The organism is Rhodopirellula bahusiensis, from assembly GCF_002727185.1.
GTDB lineage: Bacteria > Planctomycetota > Planctomycetia > Pirellulales > Pirellulaceae > Rhodopirellula > Rhodopirellula bahusiensis.
The window spans coordinates 156,209-179,491 of the sequence record NZ_NIZW01000010.1 but is presented as its reverse complement, the minus strand read 5'-3'; the positions used below and the strand labels follow the sequence as shown (position 1 = coordinate 179,491).

Genomic DNA, 23,283 nt, shown 5'->3' with positions numbered 1-23,283 from the left:
TGGCATAAGCTTCCAGCTTGTGTATCAACACACAGGAAGCCTCGGCACTGGTATCACCCCCGATACCAGATCGCATCTTGGGTTCTCACAACAAAACGCGAAACAGACTGGCCAGCTTCTTCTCCAACAACGAAAGAACTGGCCAGCCAACCCATCCCCAACCCAACGCCATCAAGAAAACGATGATGGGATCGATGGTCCACATCACGGACATTCCCATCGCGTAGATTGTCATCGACGCCAACAAAATGGTGACGGGAAAGCGATGAACAAAGAAGACTTTTCTGGGCTCCTCGGCTTCGATCTCACTCGACTGCTGGTACGGGTTTGGAAGCAACGCCTCACCATCTGACTTGAGTTGGAATGGATCGAAACAAACGCCAACATTTCTTGATTCCAAACGCCGCGCGAGTTTCTTCCGTTTCGAACCGCAAGACGAACTCGATCAAACCGTCAGCCAACTTGGGTCACGTTATCCCAACCTGGGCAAACGAAAAAACGGACGTCCGCAAATGCTGACGTCCGCTTCAATGCGTGAACAATTTCTGCTGGCAAACTCGGTTCTTGCTGAAGTGACGACGGACGACTTCTGATTCGTCATTACGTCGCATTCAACCAGCAACCAGCTTGACCAACACTATTGCTGATTCAGGGCTTCTTCCATCGCATCGTTGTATTCGTCTTCCGTCATCCCATCCATGGATGATTCTTCACTGACGGGAGGCGCTTCGACAACGCTACTCTCGTTTTCGCAACCAACGGGAACTGAAAACAACAAGGCAACGAATGCCGCGAGTGTGAGCTTTTGCATGACAATTGATTCGCTTGAGTGAAGAGAAAATGTTCGCCTAAACAGATCTTTCGCAGAAAGTTGTTTACCGGTGGTTTCAAGATGACCAGAGCTCAGTCGCCGTGGCAACGCGCAAAAAAGCAACAAAAATGCGTAATTTGCATTGTTGTGGCGGCTATTTCTCACGGGGTACGGTATCTGCCTCTATAGAGGCGTGGTGAGGTGTAGCAACTCCGCCTTTTCTTTTTTAGCTCTTCTGAAGTGGAGATACCGCATGAATTCCTCGATAAAGAAGTCCGCTGGGTTCACACTGGTGGAACTCCTGGTCGTCATTGCGATCATTGGAGTACTGGTTGGACTGTTACTGCCTGCCGTGCAAGCGGCCCGAGAAGCTGCACGCCGTATGAGCTGCAGCAACAATTTCAAGCAGCAGGGTTTGGCCCTGCACAATTACCATTCCGCCTACAACCAACTGCCTGTTCACGGTGGCGGAACGGGAATCGGATTGCAGAACAATCGTTGGTGGCAAACGGGCAATGATGCCAGCCACGAATGCATGAGTGCATTGGTTGGCCTGACGCCGTTCTTCGAGCAGCAGGGGCTGTGGGAGTTGATCTCAAACCCCAGCACCCAAACCGTTACCGGGGCGGCACCGCCAGCAACAACGGGACTGACCAATCCACCGCGTTGGCCCGCGATGGGCCCCAACCCGCGAAATTACACTCGCAACCCAGGTTACATTCCATGGTCGACGGACATTCCAACACTTCGCTGTCCCAGCGATCCTGGCAAGGGACTGCCCGCTCTCGGACGAACTAACTACGCGTTGTGCCTCGGTGACTCTCCTGGTCAACAACATCACCAAAGTCGAAACGGAGATCTCACACCCCGCACGGCCAACTGGGCCATCGGGAACTACAACTCCGTTTCCCGCGGCGTGTTCATGGTACGTCGATCGGCCAAATTCCGAGACATTTTGGATGGTCTGTCCAATACAATTGCGATGGGTGAAATCATCACAGACTTAGGCGATCGAGACAAACGATCGGCTGCCTCATGGCGCCGTCAAGGTTCCAACGCGGTGAACGACAACCCATTGTTCTGCGTTGAAAACAATGAAATTGATCCTGACCGACCACTGTTTTGGTGCAACGGCGGCCCCAACTGCACGGACCCTGCGGTACTGAGTTCCAACAACCACGAGGCTCGTGGTGCCAACTGGGCCAACTTCCGTGCGATGTGCACTCAAATGTTCACAGTCCGTCCACCCAATGCAGAACTCTGCGTGGGCACATGGATTGACAGCAGTGGCACTCACACTGCAAGTAGCCGACACCAAGGCGGAGTTCACGTCTTGCTGACCGACGGAGCAGTGAAGTTCATCACTGAATCGGTTGACGCTGGCAACCAGAGTGCTGGAGCGGTTCGTCGCAACCAGCCTGGTCCACGTGCACCGGGTTCCGCTAGCCCATACGGTCTTTGGGGAGCACTCGGGACGAAAGCGTCTCGCGAAACGATCGAAACGGAGTTTTAGTTTTTAAGACTCTGATCTGTTTCACAACCAATTTTCAAAGGAGCCTTCTCGAACACTTTCGGGAAGGCTCCTTTTCGTTTCAGATTGTTCAGTCGCGTTTGCAAGCAACATCGTCTCATTCTTCACGGACGCGAATCCAGTGATCGTGAAAGCGAAGGCCCTCATCCATCTCGATTGCTGGCATATGGCATTCAATGCAGCCCCTGTCAGTAGAAACGCTGCAAACCACATGCTCGGTGTTTTGATCGTCGTGGCATTGGATGCAGGCGTGAATGTGCTGGTCTTTCGCCACCGCTTGTATAGCTTGGTGGGGGTTGTGACAGGTTGTGCATCTCATCTGCCCATTGGATTCCAGGTAGCAACGGCTTCGAAGCATCCCGACGGGCTGAAAACGAGCTAGAAGATCCGGATACTCTCGAACTTCGCGTTCGGAAAGATTCTTCGGCAATCGATGGCAATCCCCGCAAAGCTGGATCTCTGATTCGCCATCCCAATCCTTTCTCCCAACAGAATACTTCGGTGGCGTTGGCATAGCCCGAGCGGCCCGCACATGTTCGCGTCCAGGACCGTGGCATTTCTCGCAATTCACATTCGCGACTAAATCTTGGATATCCCCACCAACCACCTCACCCTGAGTGGTGTGACAATCAATACACCGCTGCAATGGTTCCCCACGCGGCCTGTCGCCGAATAATTCCAGTGCACTGGCAGGGCTCTTCTTTGAATGCCCGGGAGTGATGTCCACCCTTTGGCCGTGATAGCAACTGACCCGATGCTCAATCCCTTCGGCCTGCCCATCCGCAGAGGGCGTCAGCGTCAACATCGTTTGTGCATGCTGTCCCGATCCGAGAGCGTACTGGAGCGGAAATGCCTCTTGGCCAAACTCCGACGGGAGACGCACAAACAACTGCCCCGTGTCATCCACCGAGTACTCGTAGACGCCGTAATCCTTCCCACCATCGAACCGGGTACCAGCGAAAATTTTGGGCAAGTCGGTTTCAGACACCTGATGGAACGTCGATGCATGCCCATGCTTCGCATGCAATTCGAAATTGGTCTCGTGACATTCACGGCACACGTCCCGCCCCACAAACCCAGCGTCCTGTGCGGGTGCTTCCAATCGCTCCTTGCTTTCAAACTGAACAAGCGAAACACCCGACGGGTTGGCCTGGAACACACCTTGATCGAACTTGTTGTTCAACGTCAGGGTCGCTGAAGCCACAACCAGTATGCCAACGCCCGCCCCAATCACTCGAAGTTTCAATTTGCCGACCACAATCAACTCGAATCGCAAGAACGTTTGTACGAGGCCCTGACTCAGCTTGCCCACTTCAGGTCAGATTTTAGCATCGATCCCACCACCTGTAAGACTTTCTTTTTCGCAACCGCCCCAACCTCAGCTTGTTGTGCTGGTGAGAAGACAAAAGAGGTACAATCAAACAAGAAGAAGAAAGAGCGTTGACAGCATCCAGTCCGGTGCCGATTGTTTTGCAGCGTTCAACATTCGCTCCAACAACGGCCTCAACTGTCGAGCGAACGCAACAAAGATGTCGTCGCCTTCCCCATTGCGTTCTGGAATCTGATGCTTCGAACTGATCACGCAATTGTGCCCACCACAGCAGTCTCCAGAACAGCCATCGGTCTCTGCATGCTGGCGTCCTTTGTGGCAGGCTGTCATTCAAAGAAACCCCAAACAGGGTCAACTCGCGAAACGTCTTCGCAAGCAGACATTCGAAACGAGGACACAACGTCCCAAACCGAAACGGCATCCAACGAGACCGAAGTGGCACCGAAAGCGTCTCGCCCACCATCTTCATTCGCGAACGAAGAAACATCCGAAACAGATCTCTTCGCTTTGCAAGACGAAGCTGCGATTGCACTGGAAAATGATGACCACGACAAGGCTTACCAACTTGCTCGCCAAGTCATGCGTCTAGCCCCAAACGACCCAAGCTCCATTTTCTTGATGGCACGTGTGTTTGGCAGGCGCAACCGTTTCCCTGAAGCAATTCAGATGCTGGACAAACTGGCGTTGAGCACACCCGACGCACGACTCCCTGTGTTGGGGCAGACCGCCCAGTGGATGGTTCAATTTGGAAAGTGGAAAGACGCAGAGCAGCGTTTCCAAACACTCTTGCAGGAGGCCCCCGGAGCCACCTTGGTTCATCGCGAGCTTGCCGAGCTATTCATCCGCCAGGGCAGAACATCCGAAGCAACGGAACATTTGCAAACACTTTGTCAGCAGGGTGACATTGAAGAACTGGAGCTAAGACATTTGCTCGCCGGAGGACGACCGTTTCATGGTGACACCTCACTGGATGAGCTTGCTCCGATCGGCGTTCGAGGAAAAACCATTTACGCTGTCAGTCGTGGTGAGTGGGAACTGGCAAGAACAGAGCTCGAAGCATTGGAGACTCGCCCAAGCGACACGCGACCGATCCTGGGACGCATCCACGTCCACCTCAACGACAAAGAATCACTGAGCGCATGGAGTGAAGAAGCCGATCGTGTCGAAACATCCAATCCAGAATGGAGTTTTCCCAAGGCAGCGAATTTCGCGGATCAGGGAAACCACGTTGCTGCGGTGCGTCTGTTGTGCGAAGCGGTGCTGTTCGACCAGACAGACAGCGATGCCTACCGTCTGCTCAGCCAATCCCTGCTAGCCGTCGATCGACCAAACGAATCGAAAGAAGCTGCGAAGCGGTTTGAGTTGATTTCTGAAACGCAACGAATGGGTCGTGAAATGTCTTTGAACGAAGACCGCGACGATGCGAAGCTTGTCAGCCTGATCGAAAATCTCGATCAGTTGCAACGTCCTTGGGAATCGTTGCATTGGTGTGGTGTGCGTTTGGCGTATGCAAACACAAACAACTCGCTCTCCCAAAACGAACTTGATCGCCTCGCATCCCAGATCAAAGAACGCAGCACCCGACTCAACAACGAGGGTTGGATTCCAGACCGCCAATTTGTGACTTGCTGGATTGACCGGGATTCACTCCAGCAGACAGACGCACCAATTGATACACTGCCCAAAAAGTAATCCGTGCGAAGCGACTGACCTGGGTGTTGACTGAATGAGCTGGACGAATTTTCTGCTGGCTCTTTTCGGAGGGGTCATTTGCTGGGTGGCATGGATTGCTTTGGCCGGTGCCACGCGGACCGAGCCGGTGGTGATCTCGACGGGCTCTGAGCAAGGCATCTACTTTCAAGTCGGAAAGGAGATCGGCGACTCGTACATGAATCGGCATCCGGAAATTCGCTGCGAAGTGATCCCGAGCGAAGGAAGCCGCGAGAACGTCACCCGACTGCAAGATGGAACGGCCGATGTTGCGATCGTTCAAAACGATGCCGTTGCTGACGAACGCGTTCGCAGCCTCGCGATCCTGTACACCGAAGTGCTGCACCTGGTTTGCCGGAAGGATGCCGGCATCGAATGCTTGAACGACTTGGCCGACCACCCCACCAACCTCGGTTCGTTATCCGGCGGAACTCACCCGTTGGTGGAAGCACTGCTGCAATTCTCACGGGTCGAAATCCCAGCGGAGCACCAACAGAACTTGGGGTTCGCTCAATCCGCTGAGGCATTGCGATCTGGAGACCTCGACGCGGCTTTCTTCTTGGTCGGGCTGGGATCTGAAATCATTGAGAAATTGATCGCGAGTCCCGAATTTCAGCTGGTGCCAATCCAAATCCGCGCCATGGAAGGTGAAGCAACCTTCATTTCAGAGCGGGCGTTCATCGACGGATTCCGCACGCACTACCCGCATGCAAAAGTGGCCGAGATTCCGTTGATGTCATACGAAGGGAGCCCGATCACTCCCACGCCTTCTGTCGGCATCGGCGCGGTATTGGCGTGCAGTGCCGACTGGGACGAAGAGCTTGCCAACGATTTGGTCGAGACCATCTTCGCTCATCGCGCGGTCCTGGGGCGAAAGATTTCCTTGCTCAGTGGACTGGATGAACAATCCAGTCAAGCTCAACTGCAGTTCCCACTTCATCGCGGCGCGGAAGCCTACTTTCGCCGGAACGAACCCGGGTTCCTGGCTCAGAACGCCGAGTCAATCGGGGTGTTGATCACGGTCGCGTTGCTGCTTGCCAGTGGCTTGCATGGGATCAAGAAATGGATTGATCAGCGACGCAAAAACCGAGTCGATGTGTACTACGGCCGAGTCCAACACATCCTGGATTCGATTGGACACCAGCGAGTTTCCGATTTTGGCGCCGCACTGCGAGACCTGGAAGCAATCGAGTCGACCACCTGCCAAGAACTGATCGAGGAACGACTCGATGCAGACCATTCCTTTGTCATCTTGCAGAACATGATCAATCGCTGCCGAGCCGAAATCGAACGAGCAGAAACTGCCGCAAAGGGGGACTAGTTTTGTCATCAGACAAACGGCGAAGCCTCACCCAGCAAATGGCGAGGACACGCCATCGCACTGCCACCAAACAGCTTTGAGTAACAACTCGGAGATCGACTTACTCGACCTTTTGAATATCGCCGGGTTTCCACGTGAGACTGATGGCCGGTTCGGTTGGGGCGTAGAGACGCAGGATGGCAAAGTAACCGCGGCCTGGAACGGTGGCGAGCCAATTGGCTTCCTTCCCGGCGGGTGCTTGCGGGCCGAGGTGCAAATCGATCGAACCATCCGTGTTCTTTTCGGGATGATTGAGCTTGCCTAGCGAGGGGAACGGCTGGCCGTTGTCCAATCCGGAGGCGTTCTCTGCTTCATAAAGCGTGACAGACCAAAACAATCCGGCAGGAATGTCTTTCGGCAGGTGCAGTTGGTAGTTGTTCTCGCCGTCGAGCCATTCACCTTCCGCGTCCTTGAACGCGATCATGTAGAACGCGCCCTTGCCTGGCGTCATCGAGACCATGCCGGGACTGATGGAGTAGTAATCGGTGAAGAACCAAGCTCGTCCATCCAGATTTCGTACGCCGTGTTGGCGGTCGGCAAAGGTTAAGTCGACGAAGGAATCGGGATAACGGGAATCCAGATTATTGATCGGGTTCAGCCACTGGCGGTCTTCATAGACACGAAAATCGACTCCATCCAGTTCAGGCTGCATCCCAAGAACGCGTGAGGTCTTGTAGGCTGTTTTCGCAGCATCACTCAGGATCTCTTTGCTGCGATCGTCTGGTTTGAAGGGTTGACCGGCGACGATCCCTAGACCGGCGAGCATGCCCAACCAGTCGGGGCCTGCGAGATTCTCGCCTTCCGAATCGACCAGCCATTTCAATTGCTGGAAAGCTTCCAGGTCGGTACGAGGCAGCATTTCATGTGCTCCACCAGAAGCATCATGAAATTCCATCGGCTTGGCATTGTCCTTGTCTCCCAGAGGATAGAGCACCGATTGCTTGAGCACATCAACTGCGGGAGTGATGTTGTCTAGCGATTGATAGAACGAACGCAAGAAAATGAAGACGTTGTTCGTGCCCGAGCGATAGACGTAGTGGTCCTCGGGCACGTCGCCTTTGTACCCTGGCGGCAGAAGCAGAAACTTGCCGCCCTTCCCCGCGTCGGGGCCGGGCAGCCCCAGATCGCCAAAAAATTCGCCGCCATCCACCGGGATCGGTCGCTGCCAAAAATCGAGCAGGATTCCCTGCAGCTTCGGCGGGGCCTCAAAGACCAATGGGCCAGTTTTGGACAGATCAGTGAAGATCATGCCGTAAATCAAATCGGAGTTGGGCGTGGTGATACGAGTCTTCGCATCGAGCCGCTTCTCCCAGATCGCCATGACGTTATAGCCACTGCCAAACGAGTCATCAAACCCGTCTCGCATGCCCATCGTGTTGAGCAGCGGCATCGCCCACAGATACGTTTGCGAAGCCCGTTGGAACAACAGCTCCTCTTTGAGTTGCTTCGCGGTTTCTGCGGTGGGGCGATTGTGATCGAGTGGCAACTCGGCGAGATTGCTGTAGCGATCGGATTGGGCCAACAAGGGGCTGGCAGAGAACAAAAGAAGGGCGGCAACTCCAGCGAACTGAAATGCACGACGCGGATTGCGAGCTGATTTCATAGGATTGGCTCAGATTGCGGGTAGAGAAGCGGTTTGCTTGATTGGCCACCACCTGTGTTTTCCCAAGGCGATGGACGAAAGAAAATTGTTTGGACAGGCAGTCGGCTTCCTATTGAACAACTTCAAAATCAGGCAACTTAAATGACTTATCGAAGAACGGTTGCAACGGGGCATAGAGCCGGAAATAGACAAACCATCCATCATCACCGATGGTTTTAAGAAAGTTGCTTTCCATGCCTTCAGGAGCCTCGGCTCCGATGTACAGATCCACGGAGCCATCGCTGTTTTTGTGAAGTCCTTCTGTACGACTGCCCAGACTGATGTCGCGGATTTCGGTTCCCCCATTGTCATACGGCCGCCGGGTCTCTTCGCTGTAAAGCGTGACGGACCAAAATTGCCCCACCGGGACGTCTGCGGGCACGTGCAGCTTGTAGGTCTTGTCGGCGCGGAGCATGTCGCCAGAGGCATCGCGTTTCGTGGTCATATAGACCTGCCCCTTTCCGGGTGTTGGATTGACCATGCCTTTCGATGCACCGACGGCCTCATAGAACCAAGTCGCTCGCTGGTCAATTTCCTGAATTGTCTCGGTCTCTTCTTCGACGTGGAAGTCAAAGCTCTTGTACCACGACGTGCCTTCCCAGTACGGATCGGTGTAGCGGGGATTGACCTGGATATTGCGAGTCATCAGCTCACCCATCGCTGCTCCATCCAGCAAGATTTTTTGCAACCGCTGATCGGGCTCAAACGCTTGCCCTTTGGCGATTCCGAGCGGTTCGAGCATCGCCATCCAAGGTTTGTCGATGGTGCGCACCGGCTCCTCGTTCAGGATGTCCGAAAGGACTTCCCAGTAGTCCAGGCCTCGCGGTGCGGTCGCACTCCACTCCACATTTTTGTCCTCGATGAAGCGGCATGGCTCGGGAGCTTCGTCGACCGGGCCCATTTTGTACTGTGATTTGTAGGTCTCGTAGTACTTAGGGTCGGGATCAAGAACCCGAATTCCCACGAGCACGTTGTTGGTCGGGCTTTGGAAGACGTGGACGCCTTCCTGCTCGTAGGACGCGGGGTTTTCTTCTGGGCCAACGACAATGTAGCTGGCACCCTGACCTTCGTCGGGCCCCGTCAGCCCCAGGTCGAACACTGAGCGCATCCAAAAATCGAGGACGCCGCCAGCGGTTTGTCCAGCGGGATATTCGATCCGAACCGGCCCGCCCTTGAGATTGGTAAAATTGAAGATGTAGGGTGTTGTCAGATTGCCTGTAACGATTCCCCGCTTTTCTTTGAGCGATTTTAGGACGACGAAGTCGGTTGCGCCCTCGACACCAAACGCTTCGGCTTGACGGTCGCGCCAAGTCGCGATGCTAACCAGCGGAGTGCTCCAAAGATAAGCTTGGCACGCACGTTGGTAATCCAACTCATCAAATAATCTTTGCGACGCTTCTTCGTCAAAATAGCTGTCGTGAAGCTGAATCTCTCCAATGGGAGTCTCAATCTTTTCATCGCCCCGAAGCCCCGCGTCAGCGAGCGGGACGGGCTTGTCTTGAGCGTTCGCATTTAGTACGCCAACACACAGAAGCATCGCAACGGTGATGGTTTGGTGGAGGTTGGATCTCATATTCAACGTTCCTTCAAATGGATGAAGTCGACAAGTGAATCAGGACGAAGGTTCGGTCGCGAACGTGACACGTCATCTTCGCGACATTCGTCCCTGCCTCTGGCGTGATCCTACCAGTCTGACGGTCGAAAATCATCTGACTCATTGACGCTCTTTCAAGGCTCATCCAATCTTATTGCGTTCCACACAAGAGACCAACGACCGGACCGGCGATCGAGATGGCCTCCGCCCATGGTGGACGGAGGCCCGCTTCACCTTTTGCCTGGGACTCGCTTGGCGAACCCATGCGATCATCTAGTGCCCGATCAGTGCTCGTTGAGCTTCGAGTTCGAGATTTTCGTAGCTCTCTTCGCCGGTATCGATGCCGACGGCTTGGATGGTTCCGCCTTCGAATCTTGCCGGAGTCTCGTACTGTTCGGTCACCGCGTCAGCACTGTCCCAACCGACGCACATGCCATCACCCGAGAGCGTAAACTTAGCGGGTTGCGTCTTCATGTCGCCACTGTCGACCACTTTGTCATTGACGTACAACTTTGTTTTCCCAAGGTGCTCGCCGTGTTCACCCGATTTTTCTCGAATGAATTCCACACCGAGGGTGTACTTGCCTGGCTTCAGCTCTTCCGATTCAAAATGCTGTTCCGGTTTAATCCCGAGAAAGTTGTAGACGTAGTGAAGTTTTTTATCTTTCAAGAACAACGAATGGCCACCGAATCGGGAACCGTGTGCGAAGAGCACGCCCGACGCATCGGCGTCAGTAATCTCGACGTTGGCCATGATTTTGTACGAGCGACCTCGAATGTTCGCCGCGACGCCTTCCGGAATGGCTGATGTTCCGGGGTAGTAGACGTGTCGATCGCTCGGTGGTTCATTCGTCGGGCGCGGAGTTGTCAACAGTTCCGCAGGAGAACGATCGTCAATCGGTAGCACCAGGTTCTTCTCAGCCTCTTCGAAGTACGCCGCGACCAATTCCTTCACTTTCTCAGGATGCTTCTCTGCGAGATTCTTCGATTGGGCACGGTCTTCAGCAACGTGATAGAGTTCCCACTCGTCCTTCTCATAGTCACCTGAGTTGCTGAAGGGTGAGTGCAGCGACGAAATCATCCAGCCGTCCTTCCAAAGGCCTCGCGTTCCGAACATCGTGTAGTACTGAACGTGGCGGTTCGTCGCCGCATCGGGTTCAGCCTCAAAGGTGTAGGTCATCGATTTCCCGGACAACGGATACTGCTTCACACCCTCGTAGACCTTGGGCATCTCCAACCCGGTGATCTCCAGAAGCGTTGGCACGATGTCGACGCTGTGGTGATACTGGTGGCGAAGTTCTCCCTTCGCTTGAATGCCTTTGGGCCACGAGATCACCAAAGGATCCACCGTGCCGCCGGCGTACTGCGAATATCGTTTGAACATGCGGAAAGGTGCTGACGTTGCCATTGCCCAACCAGTCGGGAAGTGGTTGTAGGTGTCTGGACTGCCCAAGACATCCATGTACTTCATGTTCTCTTCGATCGTGTCGGGAAACCCGTTGAAGAATTTGTTCTCGTTGACCGATCCGTTGGGGCTGCCTTCACCAGAGGTTCCATTGTCGGCCGCGTAGATCACGATCGTGTTATCGAGCTGCCCGGTCTCCTCGAGGTAGTCGACCACGCGTCCGACCTGCGCGTCGGTGTACTCTGAGAATCCGGCGAACACTTCCATCATCTTGGAGAACAACTTCTTCTCGTCAGCCGAAAGCGAATCCCACGGTCGAACCATGTCAGCCGGGTCCGCTACGTCCTCGGACATCGGATTCATCGGCGTCAGCTCGGTGCCTTCGGGCATGATGCCTTTCTCAATCATGCGAGCCAGGACGTGTTCACGGTACGCTTCATAGCCGTCGTCGAACTTGCCCTTGTACTTGGCGATGTATTCTTCCGGAGCATGGTGGGGTGCATGATTGGCACCGGGGCAATACCACATGTACCAAGGCCGCGAAGGGTTGGACGACCGATGGTCTTTCACCATCTTGATCGCTTGATCAGCCAAGTCTTTCGAAAGGTGATATCCTTCCTCTGGAGTCGCCGGCGGTTCGACGAAGCGATTGTCTTCGGTCAGGTCGGGATACCACTGGTTCGTTTCGCCACCCAAGAATCCATAGAAACGATCAAAGCCCATGTTCAGGGGCCAACGTTCACGGCTCGCTCCCGAAGCAACATCTTGTTCGGGCACATTGTGGTTCTTGCCAACCCAAAACGTGCTGTAGCCTCCGTCTTGGAGGACTTGTCCGATTGTGGCGCATTCCTTTGGAATATGGCCATTCGATCCTGGGAACCCGGTTGCCACTTCGGTGATCCCCGCCATCCCGTTGAGGTGGTGGTTTCGTCCGGTCAAAAGAGTGGACCGGGTGGGTGAGCACAACGCGGTCGTGTGCCAGTTGGTATAGGTCAGCCCGTTGGCCGCCAGCTTGTCGAGCGTCGGCATGTTGATGCCACCGCCGTAAGGTGACCAGGCCGCCAATCCAGTGTCGTCATATAAAACGAACAAAATATTCGGCGCACCCTCAGGTGCCTTCTTTGGTGTGAACGGCGTCCAGTCAGGTTTGGAATCGCGAATATCGGTTTTGATGATTCCTTTGAAATCCGCAGCCTTTCCCTCGCTCGGAGATTGGCTGTCAGCGGAAGCATCGCTCGCAACTTTCGTCGGTTCGTTCTCGACCGCATTTGATGGACCCGGTATGAAAACCGATCCCGTCAACAAGACCAAGAATCCAAAACTTCTACCAAATTTCATCACAGGTGCCCTTGGGAATGACGGTCATTGAAAAGCCATGTTCACGGGGAAATGCATGCGAGGGTTGACCAATCCTGAGCGCCAACCCTCCGCAAACAGAGGGGCGCAAATAGAGCACACGCTCCCAAGCCGACAAAGTAAAATCGATATCAAAATACGGCAAACCTGACGCCTCGCGAGCAACTCCAAAGGATCCATGGCCACTGACATGAACTTTTTCAAACTGGAGTCTCGCCATTTCGAAGAGATGGAACAAACGCTCAGCGGTTGGGACCATCAATATCGCCAGATGAGCCCCGGAACCTTTCGTGGGATCTTGCAGCACCTGCAGACCGAAACCTGCGCAATTTTTCGCAATCGGTGGGAACAATCCATTCACTATCACGGCACAGCGCCGCCCGGAACGCTCGGAATGGCGATTTCGCTCGAGCAGCAAGGCGAAGCACGCTGGGTGGGACAACGCGTCTCGTTCAATGACCTGATCGTGCAGCGTGCAGGGAGGGAAGCGGAGTATCTATCCGGTTCGCTATGGGACAGCGTCGTCTTTGTCGTTCCGGAGGCCGTGTTGTCGGAACGCATCGCGGACCTGCAACAGATCGATCCCGATCCGATCGTGCAAACCCATGGCGTTGTTCATCTGACTCCGCAGTTGGCTGATCAACTTCGCCGTACCAGCCAAGCCTACTTGCATGCGGCGGAGCGATTCCAAAACGGATTGTGTGCCCCGCACGTCATCGAGGAGTTGGCCGATCGAACCATCACGCTGTTAGCAACCGGATTGTTTGCTTCACGTGTGAACCGCCATTCCAATTCCATCCTACAACGTCGAAACAAGTTGGTTCACCAAGCAAAAGAACATGCGGCCGATCGCGCCAACCAGCCGCTGCGTATCGGCGAGCTGTGCAAAGAAATCAAAGTGAGCGAACGAACACTCCGACACGCCTTTGGTGACGTGACCGGCATGAGTCCGCTCGACTACTTAAAAGCATTTCGACTCAACCGAGTCCGACGACAACTCCGTGAAACAACGGAGCAGGATGTCTTGGTCAAACAGTTCGCCTACGCCAACGGCTTCAGCCACCTCGCCCAGTTCAGCCAAGACTATCGACAATTGTTCGGTGAGTTGCCTTCACAAACGCTGCAGCGAAGCAACGCTGGTCTTGCATCCAAGTAAACAAATTTACGAACTGGCGCTGCGGTAACTGCCGAGGGCTCGGCGAAAGACCCAGCGGCTGAACGTGACGCTCAGCACGGTGGCGATCAACGCCCAACCAACCAACATCCATTCTTCGTTGGTTCGCGGATCGATGGGCTTGGCCAACAAACGAGCCGGTACGTTCACGACCACTAGCACGGGCACCACAAAGGTGAAGAACCCGTACATCGGTGTGCCCCAACCACGGTTGTAAATTTCCATCGGGTAACGGCTGAAGTTGGTGATGTAGAACCAAAAGTTGTAAAGCGTTTGATTGCGTCCCAACCAAATGCTGGTTGCGGAAAGACAAATCATCAGGCTGTACATGATGACGACGCCGCACATGCAAAACAGCACATACAGCACCACCGACATCGCCGTCGGAATGTGCGGGTCGACTTCCCGGGTGGCCAATCTCGAAAGAGCCACGCCCGCGATCACCAACCCAGCCAAGAAGTTGGCCAGCGACGACCAACTGACCCGCCGGAACGAAATCAAAAACTGGGTGTCGATCGGTTTCAGCAACGCAAAGTCCAACCCGCCCGTACGAATCAGCTCGCTGAATTCTTCCGCGTTGGGCATGAAGAACGCTTGCACAATCGAGTTGATGAACCACGTCGTGGCCAAAAACAAAAAGAACCGTTCGCGATCCCAGCCCGTGTCGGCTCCGATGGATCCGGTGAACTGAAAGATGATCAGGTAAAAGCCGACGTTCATCAGCGTCCAACCAATGCTGCTCAGGCACTCGATCACAAAGTTCGCGCGGAACGTCATGTCGCGAACCAGACTGTTGCGAGCAAACGTTCCAAACACGCGAACGTATCGCATCCATTCGGAGCCCGTTTCTCGATCGAAGCCGACTGAATCGCTCATCCACTGGTCGTCCATGGAAGGGCTGCCTTCATTCGCCTGGTTGGCTGTTGAATCGGATTGCATCGCATCAACCTCCGTAACCGCTGTAGCGAGCCACACCGCGGGAATAGGACCAGCGGCAGACAACGATGAAGAACGTCAGCCAAGCCGCTTCGATCGCCATTTCCATCGGCAAATCTTCGTCGGGAATTTTGCCGAGGAACACAGCCGCGGGGAAATAAGCGAGGTACTTCAGAGGCAACAAGTTAACGAACCATTCGATGCTGTCAGGCAGCAATGAAATCGGAAACATGTGCCCCGACAAAAAGAAGCTGAACAACATGTACAGGAACAACAGCGATGAGACTTCCAGGAACCAGAATCCGATCATCCCGATTGCGGCCTCGAGAAAGAAACCGATCAGAAAGCCCATCACCAGCGATCCCAAAAACGCAATGAACAGGTGCGGCGGCGGAAATCCTCCGACGAAATAATCGCGGCAGAGATAGAACACCAAACCAAATGGCGCGATCGCGATCGCGTAGTAAGCGACCTTGTGAGCGATCCGGTTGATCAACAAAAAGCTAAGCAAATCGATGGGCTGGATCAGGTAACGCTTGATCTCCCCTTCGCGAATTTGAAGGGCGATGCCAGACGCCAATCCTGGCATGCTGGAAAACGCCCGAGCCAGCATGGTGATCAGGTAGTACGCGACCATGTCTCGAAAACCGAACCCGCCGATCTGCACCGCGTCCGTTGAAGGATCGAGTTCTGATCCACCAACGGCTGACTCGACCATCTTTTCCGCCGCTTGGCTGGCAGCGATCGAATCGTAGATCGCCCACCAGAGAAAGATCTGAGTGACGATGGGCAAGAACCGCATCAACGTCCCGAGGGCAAAGTCCCCGCGGTACACCAGTCTTTCCGACAAAGCGGTGGTGAAGATCTTTTTCCAAACCCGCACGCGACCGCCCCACGTCGCTGCGGCAACGTGATGCGAATCCGGGTTGGGATCGTCAAACGACGAAGTTGCGGTCGCCATGAAGTTTTCAGGAAAACATTGGTGTGAGACACGTGGGCGACCAAGCACCCTGGGCACGAACGGCAAAACGGAGAATTCCCTCGCGAGCCGTCGCAAACCAAAGTAGCCGAGAGGTGAAGTTCTTCCGAGGCCCTAACCTGAGAACGCCGCAATTGGGATCCAGCGGCGTTTGCAGCGTGGATTTGACAAAGAATTTCGCCTCCAACATTTTGGCCACAGATTGGTATTGACGCGTCCGTGAAACCCCAGCAAACTTCTCACATGCTTGTAACGAAGCGGGCAGCCTGCCAATTGGGGAATTCCACCCGACGCGGCTGACACACTACGCTACAGGGATGTAACCGGATCGAAATTTGCCTCGGCACCTCGTCCTTCTCCGTTTTCCAACGGGATCGTCGAACCGCCGGTCACTCAGGAAGAGTGGCGATCACTTCGCAGTCGCGAAGCCGGGTTGACCGTTCCACTGACCGCATCCAATTTGGGTCGGCAGCCGTTGACAAGCCTGCAAGAAAAATCTTGCTCGACTTGCCCGCCGCATGTCGTTTCTGAAGTGGATGTCCCCCGCGTTCGTGCTGGTTTGACATGTCGCCAACGACATTTTGATCTGGCCTTTTGACAGGAGCGTTCGTTTGTCCTCTTCAACGGACTTCGACGTCAAAGAGCGAGTTCGCGCCGCGACCGACATCGTTGATGTCATCGGGCATGATCTGGAATTGCGTCCGCAGGGCCGTCACTTCGTTGCCCGCTGCCCGTTCCACAACGACACACGTCCGTCGATGACGGTCAACCAAGAACGCCAATCTTGGAAATGCTGGGTCTGCGACATCGGCGGGGACATCTTCAGCTTCGTCATGCAACGCGAAGGCGTCGACTTTCCGACCGCACTGCGAAGCTTGGCCGAACGAGCCGGAATCGAAATCCCCGAATTCAATCGCGGCCCCAAAACTCAACCGGGCAGCCCCGACGACAAAGCCACCCTGATGAAAGCGGTGGACCTGGTCTGCCGAGCCTACTTCGACGAACTGGCCAACGGAAAATCCAACGACGCCAAGTTGGCCCGCGACTACCTCGCTAGCCGCGGCATCGACGACAGCAATCGCGAATTGTTCAAGATTGGCTTCGCTCCCGACTCGTGGGACTTCGCCGTCAACCTGCTGAAACAAAACAAGTTTTCCGAAGCGGTCGCCCAAGCCGCCGGTGTTGCGATTGGCCGCGATGGGAAATCGGGTTGCTACGATCGCTTCCGAGGCCGATTGATGTTCCCAATCGACAACGCACAAGGCCAAGCCATCTCGCTAGGCGGCCGAATCATCCCCGCGATTTCCGACCGCATTGCGGAAGCCAAAGGTGACGGTTCCAACGGCGGAGCGAAGTACATCAATGGTCCCGAGACCATGTTGTTCCGCAAATCCAACGAGCTTTACGGATTGCACCTGGCTCGTGACGCGATGCGTGCCGCCGATGAAGTCCTTGTCATGGAAGGCTACACCGACGTGGTCGCGACTCGCATGGCGGGCATCGATCACAGCGTTGCCGTCTTGGGCACCGCTTTGACCGCGTCGCATGTCCGCGTGCTCAAACGCTTCGTCAATCGAGTCGTGCTGGTTCTCGATGGCGACGACGCAGGCAAACGTCGCGCCGAAGAAGTCCTCGAATTGTTCGTCACCGCCGACGCGGACTTGCGAATCCTGACGCTGCCCGACGGACTGGACCCAGCCGACTTCTTGGCTCAGCAATCCGCCACGAACTTGCTGGACATGGCTGGCCAATCCCCCGACGCAATGGACCACAAGCTCAATCGCTTGACCGAAGGCGTCGACGTCACGCGCGACACACACCGAGTCACCACCGCCATCGAAACCATGCTGGGTGTGCTGACCAAAACACCGGCCAAAAGCGACAAGACCGAACTGAAGATTGACCAGTTGCTGGTTCGCATGAGCCAAACGTTTGGACTTCCCGTCGAACGCCTGCAACGACGCCTCGAAACGCTGCGACAGGAAAACGCGGAACGCGAACGCAAACAAGCTCGCTACCGCAAAGCCAGCCCGAGCAATGGCCCCGGGAAACCCACGCCTTCCGGCCAATCAAGACCGCAAAAACCCACTGCACCGGCGCCTTCCAACGCGTCGATGGACGACTTCGATCCGTTCGCTCAAGCGGCGATGGAAGACGCGGCGTCGTTTGGAATTGACGAAGGCTTCGACGACTACGCTCCGTCAGGCCCAAGCGATTTCGGTGCGTCCAATCAGCAACGCCACGGCTCACAAAGCGGACCGGCACGACCGCAGCAGCCAGAGCAGGGCGCCGCGATCACGGGTGTCGACCGGGAACTGTTTGAGATCCTGATCGAGTCGCCCGAAGTCGCCGCGATGGCGGTCGAATCGGTCGACCCTTCGTGGCTACATTCCAACACTGCAAAGATGCTGCTGTCGGCTTACCAAGACTTGGATCTGCAAGGCCGCGACCTGGACGTCGACTCCGTGCTTGTCCTGCTCGAAAACGATTTTTTGAAAAATCAAATCATCACTTTGCAAGAACGAATTGAGCAACGAGCCGGCCATGTTTTGGACGAGCCACAACTGCGATACACCGCGATCCTGACTCGTTTTCGCGAACGTGAATTTGACGCCGAAAAGATCCGTCAAATTGAAAAATTACAATCTGCATCCTTGCCCGAAGACGAAGAGCTCGCGATGCTAGAACAACTGTTTGCTGCCGAACGAATTCGGCAAACGCCCCGCTAGGACAATCCTTCCAAGGCACCCACTCAAAGGAGCCGCGACACCCGACCCAACTGAAGCGTTTCGCGATTCATGATGAATCGCATTTGAAAAGATTTCAAACACGACACTCCAGTCATGGCTGAACTGAATCACGTGATTCAGGTTCCCGCAAACACCAGCTTGACTGACCGTTCCACGAAGGAACGTGACCCATAACAGGAGGTTTTTCCGATGCAATTGATGGACCAAGATCTTTCGCAACTCATCGCCCGCGGAACCAAGGACGGTTTCCTCACATACGATGAAGTCAACGCATACCTGCCCGACGAAGACGTCAATCCAGAGAAGCTCAACTCGCTTTTGTTGGCCCTGGAAAATCGCGGCATCCAACTGATTGAAGCCTCGGAAAAAAAGGCTCGCGACGCCGCTGCTCGTCGCCCCGCTCCCAATGTTCGCGGCTTGCGTTCAGTTGAAATGGGTGCTGACGAAGAAACCCCCGAACAAGCCTTGGCGAACGAAGTCGCGTCGCAAAGCTTCTCGTCCGCGGACCTGCCCAAAGCCAGCGAAGACCCCATTCGCATGTACCTCAGCCAAATGGCCGAGATCCCCTTGCTGTCTCGCGAAGAAGAGATCGCACTGGCGAAGAAGATAGAAATCACTCGCAAGCAATACCGTCGCTCGCTGTTGGAAACTGACTACGCTTTGCGAGCCACCGTCGAGACGCTGCAAAAAGTCCACTCGGGCGAACTTCCCTTCGACCGAACGATCAAGGTCTCACTCACCGAACAACTGACCAAAGAGCAGATCTCGCAGCGGATGCCGCACAACTTGCGAACGCTGACCGATTTGATCGCCAAGAACAAAGCGGACTTCGAAATCTTGGTGCGTCGCAGTGCTTCGCCACGTTTGAAAGCAGAAGTTCGCAAGCAATTTCTGCGTCGTCGTCGCAAGTGCTTGGAACTGGTCGAAGAACTGTCACTGCGGAGCCGCCGCGTCACGCCGCTGCTGCACCAACTCGAGAAGATCTCTGGCCGAATGACCTTCATTCGCGAGCGTTTGGCCGAACTTGGCAACGATGCGATGAGCCGCGACGAAGCCGCTGACCTTCGCCAAGAACTTCGCGAACTGATGTTGGTCACGCAGGAAAGCCCAACCAGCTTGCACAACCGCATGAGCAAAGTTCGTCGCCACTTCGATCAGTACGAATCGACCAAACGCGAACTCAGCGCCGGCAACCTTCGCTTGGTCGTTTCGATCGCGAAAAAGTACCGAAACCGCGGACTGTCGTTCTTGGACCTGATCCAAGAAGGCAACACCGGATTGATGCGAGCCGTTGACAAATACGAATACCGTCGCGGATTCAAATTCAGCACCTACGCAACATGGTGGATTCGCCAAGCGATCACCCGCGCTATCGCTGATCAAGCTCGCACGATCCGAATCCCAGTTCACATGATCGACGTGCTCAGCAAACTCCGCCAAGCACAAAAACGCCTGACGCAAACGTTGCGTCGTGAGCCAACATACGAAGACATCGCCGAAGCGACCGATGTGCCGATCGAAGAAGTCCGCCGCGTGATGGACATCGGACGTCACCCCGTCAGCCTCGACCGCCCAGTCGGCGAAGGTGAAGACAGCAGCTTTGGCGAGTTTGTCCAAGATAGCGAAACTGACAACCCTGTCCGGATCGCAGCCAGCGGTATGTTGCGGAACAAGATTGACGAGCTTCTCAAAACGCTCACCTTCCGCGAACGCGAAATCATTCGTTTGCGTTACGGTCTCGTCGACGGATACAGCTACACGCTCGAAGAATGCGGTCGGATCTTCAAGGTGACTCGCGAACGAGTCCGTCAAATCGAAGCCAAAGCAGTTGCGAAGATGCAAAGCCCATCGCGTGCAGAGCGTTTGTCGTCGTACCTCAAACCAGCTGCCTGATCCATCGGGCGTGCTCACCCTGAAGTGAGCGAAGTGAAATTTTGAAAGCCTTTGGAGAATCGTCTTGCCCAGACGAATTTCCGAAGGCTTTTTTTGTTTGAAACGATCCGCAGACGTTTCAACTTGCCAACCCACATTTCGCGTTTTGTGATACAACCCTGCTGCGGTGCCCGTTCACTCGGTCAGCAAACGATCGATAGAGTTTCGGCGACAAAATCCGTGGCGTAATGTCGCGACCGTTGAAATCTGCAGGTGCCGGTATGGGTTTTTGCGACGACTAAGTTTTTAATGAAGGCAGGTGACCTTCGCAGATCACCGCTGTTCATGGCGATTGCTGCTTGAGCGTTGCCGCATTCGTGTTTGGATGCTGTTCAACTACGGAAATCAGAGGATAGAAATGGCGACTGGTACGCCGACCAACGGTCATGGTGACGCTGCTTTGTCATCGGACTCAGGCACAGAAGAAGTCCGGCTGGAACAGTTTCAATACGACGACGGCATCGTCCGTTTGTTTGCGACCGCCACGATCGTTTGGGGCATTGTTGCCACTCTGGTTGGCTTGATCGTCGCGGTTTTGTTGGTGCTGCCGTCAATCACGGGCGGATTGCCATGGTTCACGTTCGCGCGACTGCGTCCGCTGCACACCAACGCGGCAATCTTTGCTTTTGCGGGCAACGGCATTTTCGCCGCGGTCTACTACAGCACCCAACGCCTTTGCAAAGCCCGAATGTGGAGTGACGTCCTCAGTCGCCTGCATTTTTGGGGCTGGCAACTCGTCATCGTCTTGGCGGCCATCACGCTGCCGCTCGGCATCACGCAGAGCCGCGAATACGCCGAACTCGAGTGGCCGATCGACTTGCTGATCGCTGTCGTTTGGTTGTTCATCTTCGGTGGCAACTTCTTGATGACATTGATCAAACGACGTGAACGGCACATGTACGTCGCGCTGTGGTTCTACATCGCCACGATCGTGACCGTCGCGTTGCTGCACGTGTTCAACAACCTGGTCATTCCAGCTGGTTGGTTCAAAGGCTACAGCGTTTACGCTGGTGTCCAAGACGCATTCATGCAGTGGTGGTACGGCCACAACGCGGTCGCGTTTTTCTTGACGACCCCGTTCCTGGGCTTGATGTACTACTTCTTGCCCAAGGCCGCTGAACGTCCGGTTTTCAGTTACAAACTCAGTATCATTCACTTCTGGTCGCTGGTCTTCATTTACATCTGGGCCGGTCCTCACCACCTGCACTACACCGCTCTGCCTGAATGGGCCAGCACACTGGGCATGCTGTTCAGCTTGATGCTGTGGATGCCTAGCTGGGGCGGGATGATCAACGGGTTGCTGACGCTGCGTGGGGCTTGGCACAAAGTTGCCGCCGATCCAGTCCTCAAGTTCTTCGTCGTGGGTGTCACGTTCTACGGGATGGCTACCTTCGAAGGCCCAATGCTTTCGATCAAGTCGATCAACGCGTTCACCCACTACACCGACTGGACCATCGCTCACGTTCACGCGGGTGCTTTGGGTTGGAACGGCTTCATGGTGTTCGGAATGCTGTACTGGCTGCTCCCGAGATTGTTCCAAACCAAGATGTGGAGCGACAAACTCGTCAGCCTGCACTTTTGGGTCGGCACCATTGGCATTCTGTTCTACATCATCCCCATCTACGCCGCTGGCTTGATGCAGGGTTGGATGTGGCGAGCCATGGATGACACCGGTCACCTGATGTACCCCGACTTCATCGAAACAACCCAAGAAATCGTTCCGCTGTGGTGGGCGAGAGTCCTGGGTGGCGTCCTGTATGTGTCCGGCATGCTGATGCTGGGAATCAACGCCATGATGACTTGGATGGGACGTCCCGCCGAGTATGAAAACCCGGTTCACACCGCACCTCGTCTGACCAAACACTACGTTGACGACACGCCTGAACCACACAGCCCCATCGAAGGTGCTCCCGTGCTGGAAGTGGGCAAGAAGGTCAGCATTTGGAGCCAGATGGGATGGCACCGACGATGGGAACGTTTGCCGGTTCGCTTCACCGTCTTCACGACCATCGCTGTGGTCGTGGCGACTCTCTTTGAAGTGGTTCCGACGTTCTTGATTCGGTCCAACGTCCCAACCATCGCGACGGTCAAACCGTACACACCTTTGGAATTGGCAGGCCGACACATCTTCGTCTCGGAGGGTTGTTACAACTGCCACTCGCAGATGATTCGCCCGATCGTTTCCGAAACCAAACGCTATGGTGAATACAGCAAGCCTGGTGAATTCATCTACGATCGACCGTTCCAGTGGGGCAGCCGCCGCATCGGGCCTGACCTCGCACGAGAGGGCGGAAAACAAAGCAGTTTCTGGCACTGGACTCACTTCGAGAATCCAGAGAACGTTTCCCCGGGAAGCGTGATGCCCGACTACGCCCACCTGCTGACTGAGGAGATGAACTACGACGCGATTGCTCCGCACGTCGAAGTCGCCGCTTATCTCGGTGCCGAGTACACCGACGAAGAGCTCAACAACACGGCGGAAGTCGCCTACAAGCAAGCCGAATACATCGCCGCTGACATTGTCGCACAGGGTGGTCCGGCGAAGGCTTACGAAAAGCAAGCCGTCGCATTGATCGCCTACCTGCAACGCGTCGGGGTCGATTTATTCGCGACGGAAGAACCCGAGGCGGAAGCCGCCGCGGAAGAAGCTGGTGCGGACTCGGAATCGACTCCCGAGGAAGCCGAACCAGCGGGAGATGAGGCGGCACAAATCGATCGCCCCGACCAGGACGTTTTGGTACTGAACTAGATTCGATCGCGGAACACGTTTTGTT

At 55.1% G+C, this 23,283-nt stretch carries 16 protein-coding genes; 8 read left to right on the top strand and 8 right to left on the bottom strand.

Features of this window, described 5'->3' with window-relative positions; translation table 11 throughout:
• Window positions 1-85: 85 nt before the first annotated feature.
• Entirely contained in the window at window positions 86-337 is a 252-nt protein-coding gene (locus CEE69_RS14735; protein ID WP_099261386.1) for a hypothetical protein, read from the bottom strand.
• A gap of 16 nt (window positions 338-353) precedes the next feature.
• Between CEE69_RS14735 and CEE69_RS32030 the strand changes: the two genes are divergently transcribed.
• Entirely contained in the window at window positions 354-593 is a 240-nt protein-coding gene (locus tag CEE69_RS32030) for a hypothetical protein (RefSeq protein WP_143549249.1), read from the top strand.
• 44 nt (window positions 594-637) lie between these two features.
• On the opposite strand, the gene CEE69_RS32850 is transcribed toward CEE69_RS32030, so the two are convergent.
• Window positions 638-811, bottom strand: a complete 174-nt coding sequence (locus CEE69_RS32850) for a hypothetical protein (RefSeq protein WP_199169875.1) — start codon at window positions 809-811, stop codon at window positions 638-640.
• Between the two features lie 253 nt (window positions 812-1,064).
• Here CEE69_RS32850 and CEE69_RS14730 point away from each other — a divergent pair, with 253 nt between their 5' ends.
• Entirely contained in the window at window positions 1,065-2,324 is a 1,260-nt protein-coding gene (locus CEE69_RS14730) for a DUF1559 domain-containing protein (protein ID WP_099261385.1), read from the top strand.
• A gap of 115 nt (window positions 2,325-2,439) precedes the next feature.
• Here the strand turns inward: CEE69_RS14730 and CEE69_RS14725 are convergent, their stop codons facing one another.
• Complete coding sequence (locus CEE69_RS14725; RefSeq protein WP_233215241.1) at window positions 2,440-3,618, bottom strand: multiheme c-type cytochrome; 1,179 nt, start codon at window positions 3,616-3,618, stop codon at window positions 2,440-2,442.
• A 489-nt stretch (window positions 3,619-4,107) separates the two neighbouring features.
• Here CEE69_RS14725 and CEE69_RS14720 point away from each other — a divergent pair, with 489 nt between their 5' ends.
• Complete coding sequence (locus tag CEE69_RS14720) at window positions 4,108-5,364, top strand: tetratricopeptide repeat protein (RefSeq protein ID WP_233215240.1); 1,257 nt, start codon at window positions 4,108-4,110, stop codon at window positions 5,362-5,364.
• Window positions 5,365-5,398: 34 nt separating this feature from the next.
• The gene (locus CEE69_RS14715; protein ID WP_099261383.1) at window positions 5,399-6,703 is read left to right on the top strand and encodes a TAXI family TRAP transporter solute-binding subunit; all 1,305 of its coding nucleotides are present in this window, start codon (window positions 5,399-5,401) and stop codon (window positions 6,701-6,703) included.
• A gap of 100 nt (window positions 6,704-6,803) precedes the next feature.
• Here the strand turns inward: CEE69_RS14715 and CEE69_RS14710 are convergent, their stop codons facing one another.
• The 3 genes from CEE69_RS14710 to CEE69_RS14700 form a co-directional block, all read right to left on the bottom strand.
• Window positions 6,804-8,345, bottom strand: a complete 1,542-nt coding sequence (locus CEE69_RS14710) for a DUF1254 domain-containing protein (RefSeq protein WP_099261382.1) — start codon at window positions 8,343-8,345, stop codon at window positions 6,804-6,806.
• A 109-nt stretch (window positions 8,346-8,454) separates the two neighbouring features.
• Window positions 8,455-9,957 carry a DUF1254 domain-containing protein gene (locus CEE69_RS14705; protein WP_099261381.1) on the bottom strand — a complete coding sequence of 501 codons (1,503 nt, stop codon included), beginning with the start codon at window positions 9,955-9,957 and terminating at the stop codon, window positions 8,455-8,457.
• A 294-nt stretch (window positions 9,958-10,251) separates the two neighbouring features.
• The gene (locus CEE69_RS14700) at window positions 10,252-12,720 is read right to left on the bottom strand and encodes an arylsulfatase (protein WP_099261380.1); all 2,469 of its coding nucleotides are present in this window, start codon (window positions 12,718-12,720) and stop codon (window positions 10,252-10,254) included.
• Between the two features lie 196 nt (window positions 12,721-12,916).
• Between CEE69_RS14700 and CEE69_RS14695 the strand changes: the two genes are divergently transcribed.
• Window positions 12,917-13,894, top strand: a complete 978-nt coding sequence (locus tag CEE69_RS14695; RefSeq protein WP_099261379.1) for a helix-turn-helix domain-containing protein — start codon at window positions 12,917-12,919, stop codon at window positions 13,892-13,894.
• A gap of 6 nt (window positions 13,895-13,900) precedes the next feature.
• Here CEE69_RS14695 and CEE69_RS14690 read toward each other — a convergent pair whose 3' ends face one another.
• On the bottom strand, window positions 13,901-14,803 hold the full coding sequence (locus CEE69_RS14690; protein ID WP_390179974.1) for an ABC transporter permease: 903 nt from the start codon (window positions 14,801-14,803) through the stop codon (window positions 13,901-13,903).
• 52 nt (window positions 14,804-14,855) lie between these two features.
• The gene (locus CEE69_RS14685) at window positions 14,856-15,809 is read right to left on the bottom strand and encodes an ABC transporter permease (RefSeq protein ID WP_099261378.1); all 954 of its coding nucleotides are present in this window, start codon (window positions 15,807-15,809) and stop codon (window positions 14,856-14,858) included.
• 629 nt (window positions 15,810-16,438) lie between these two features.
• On the opposite strand from CEE69_RS14685, the gene dnaG reads away from it, so the two are divergent.
• From dnaG to ccoN, 3 genes are all read left to right on the top strand, one after another.
• On the top strand, window positions 16,439-18,556 hold the full coding sequence (gene dnaG, locus CEE69_RS14680; protein WP_233215239.1) for a DNA primase: 2,118 nt from the start codon (window positions 16,439-16,441) through the stop codon (window positions 18,554-18,556).
• Window positions 18,557-18,766: 210 nt separating this feature from the next.
• Window positions 18,767-20,470, top strand: coding sequence for a sigma-70 family RNA polymerase sigma factor (locus CEE69_RS14670; RefSeq protein WP_099261376.1), 1,704 nt, complete (start codon window positions 18,767-18,769; stop codon window positions 20,468-20,470).
• A 298-nt stretch (window positions 20,471-20,768) separates the two neighbouring features.
• Complete coding sequence (gene ccoN, locus CEE69_RS14665; RefSeq protein ID WP_099261375.1) at window positions 20,769-23,258, top strand: cytochrome-c oxidase, cbb3-type subunit I; 2,490 nt, start codon at window positions 20,769-20,771, stop codon at window positions 23,256-23,258.
• Window positions 23,259-23,283 lie beyond the last annotated feature (25 nt).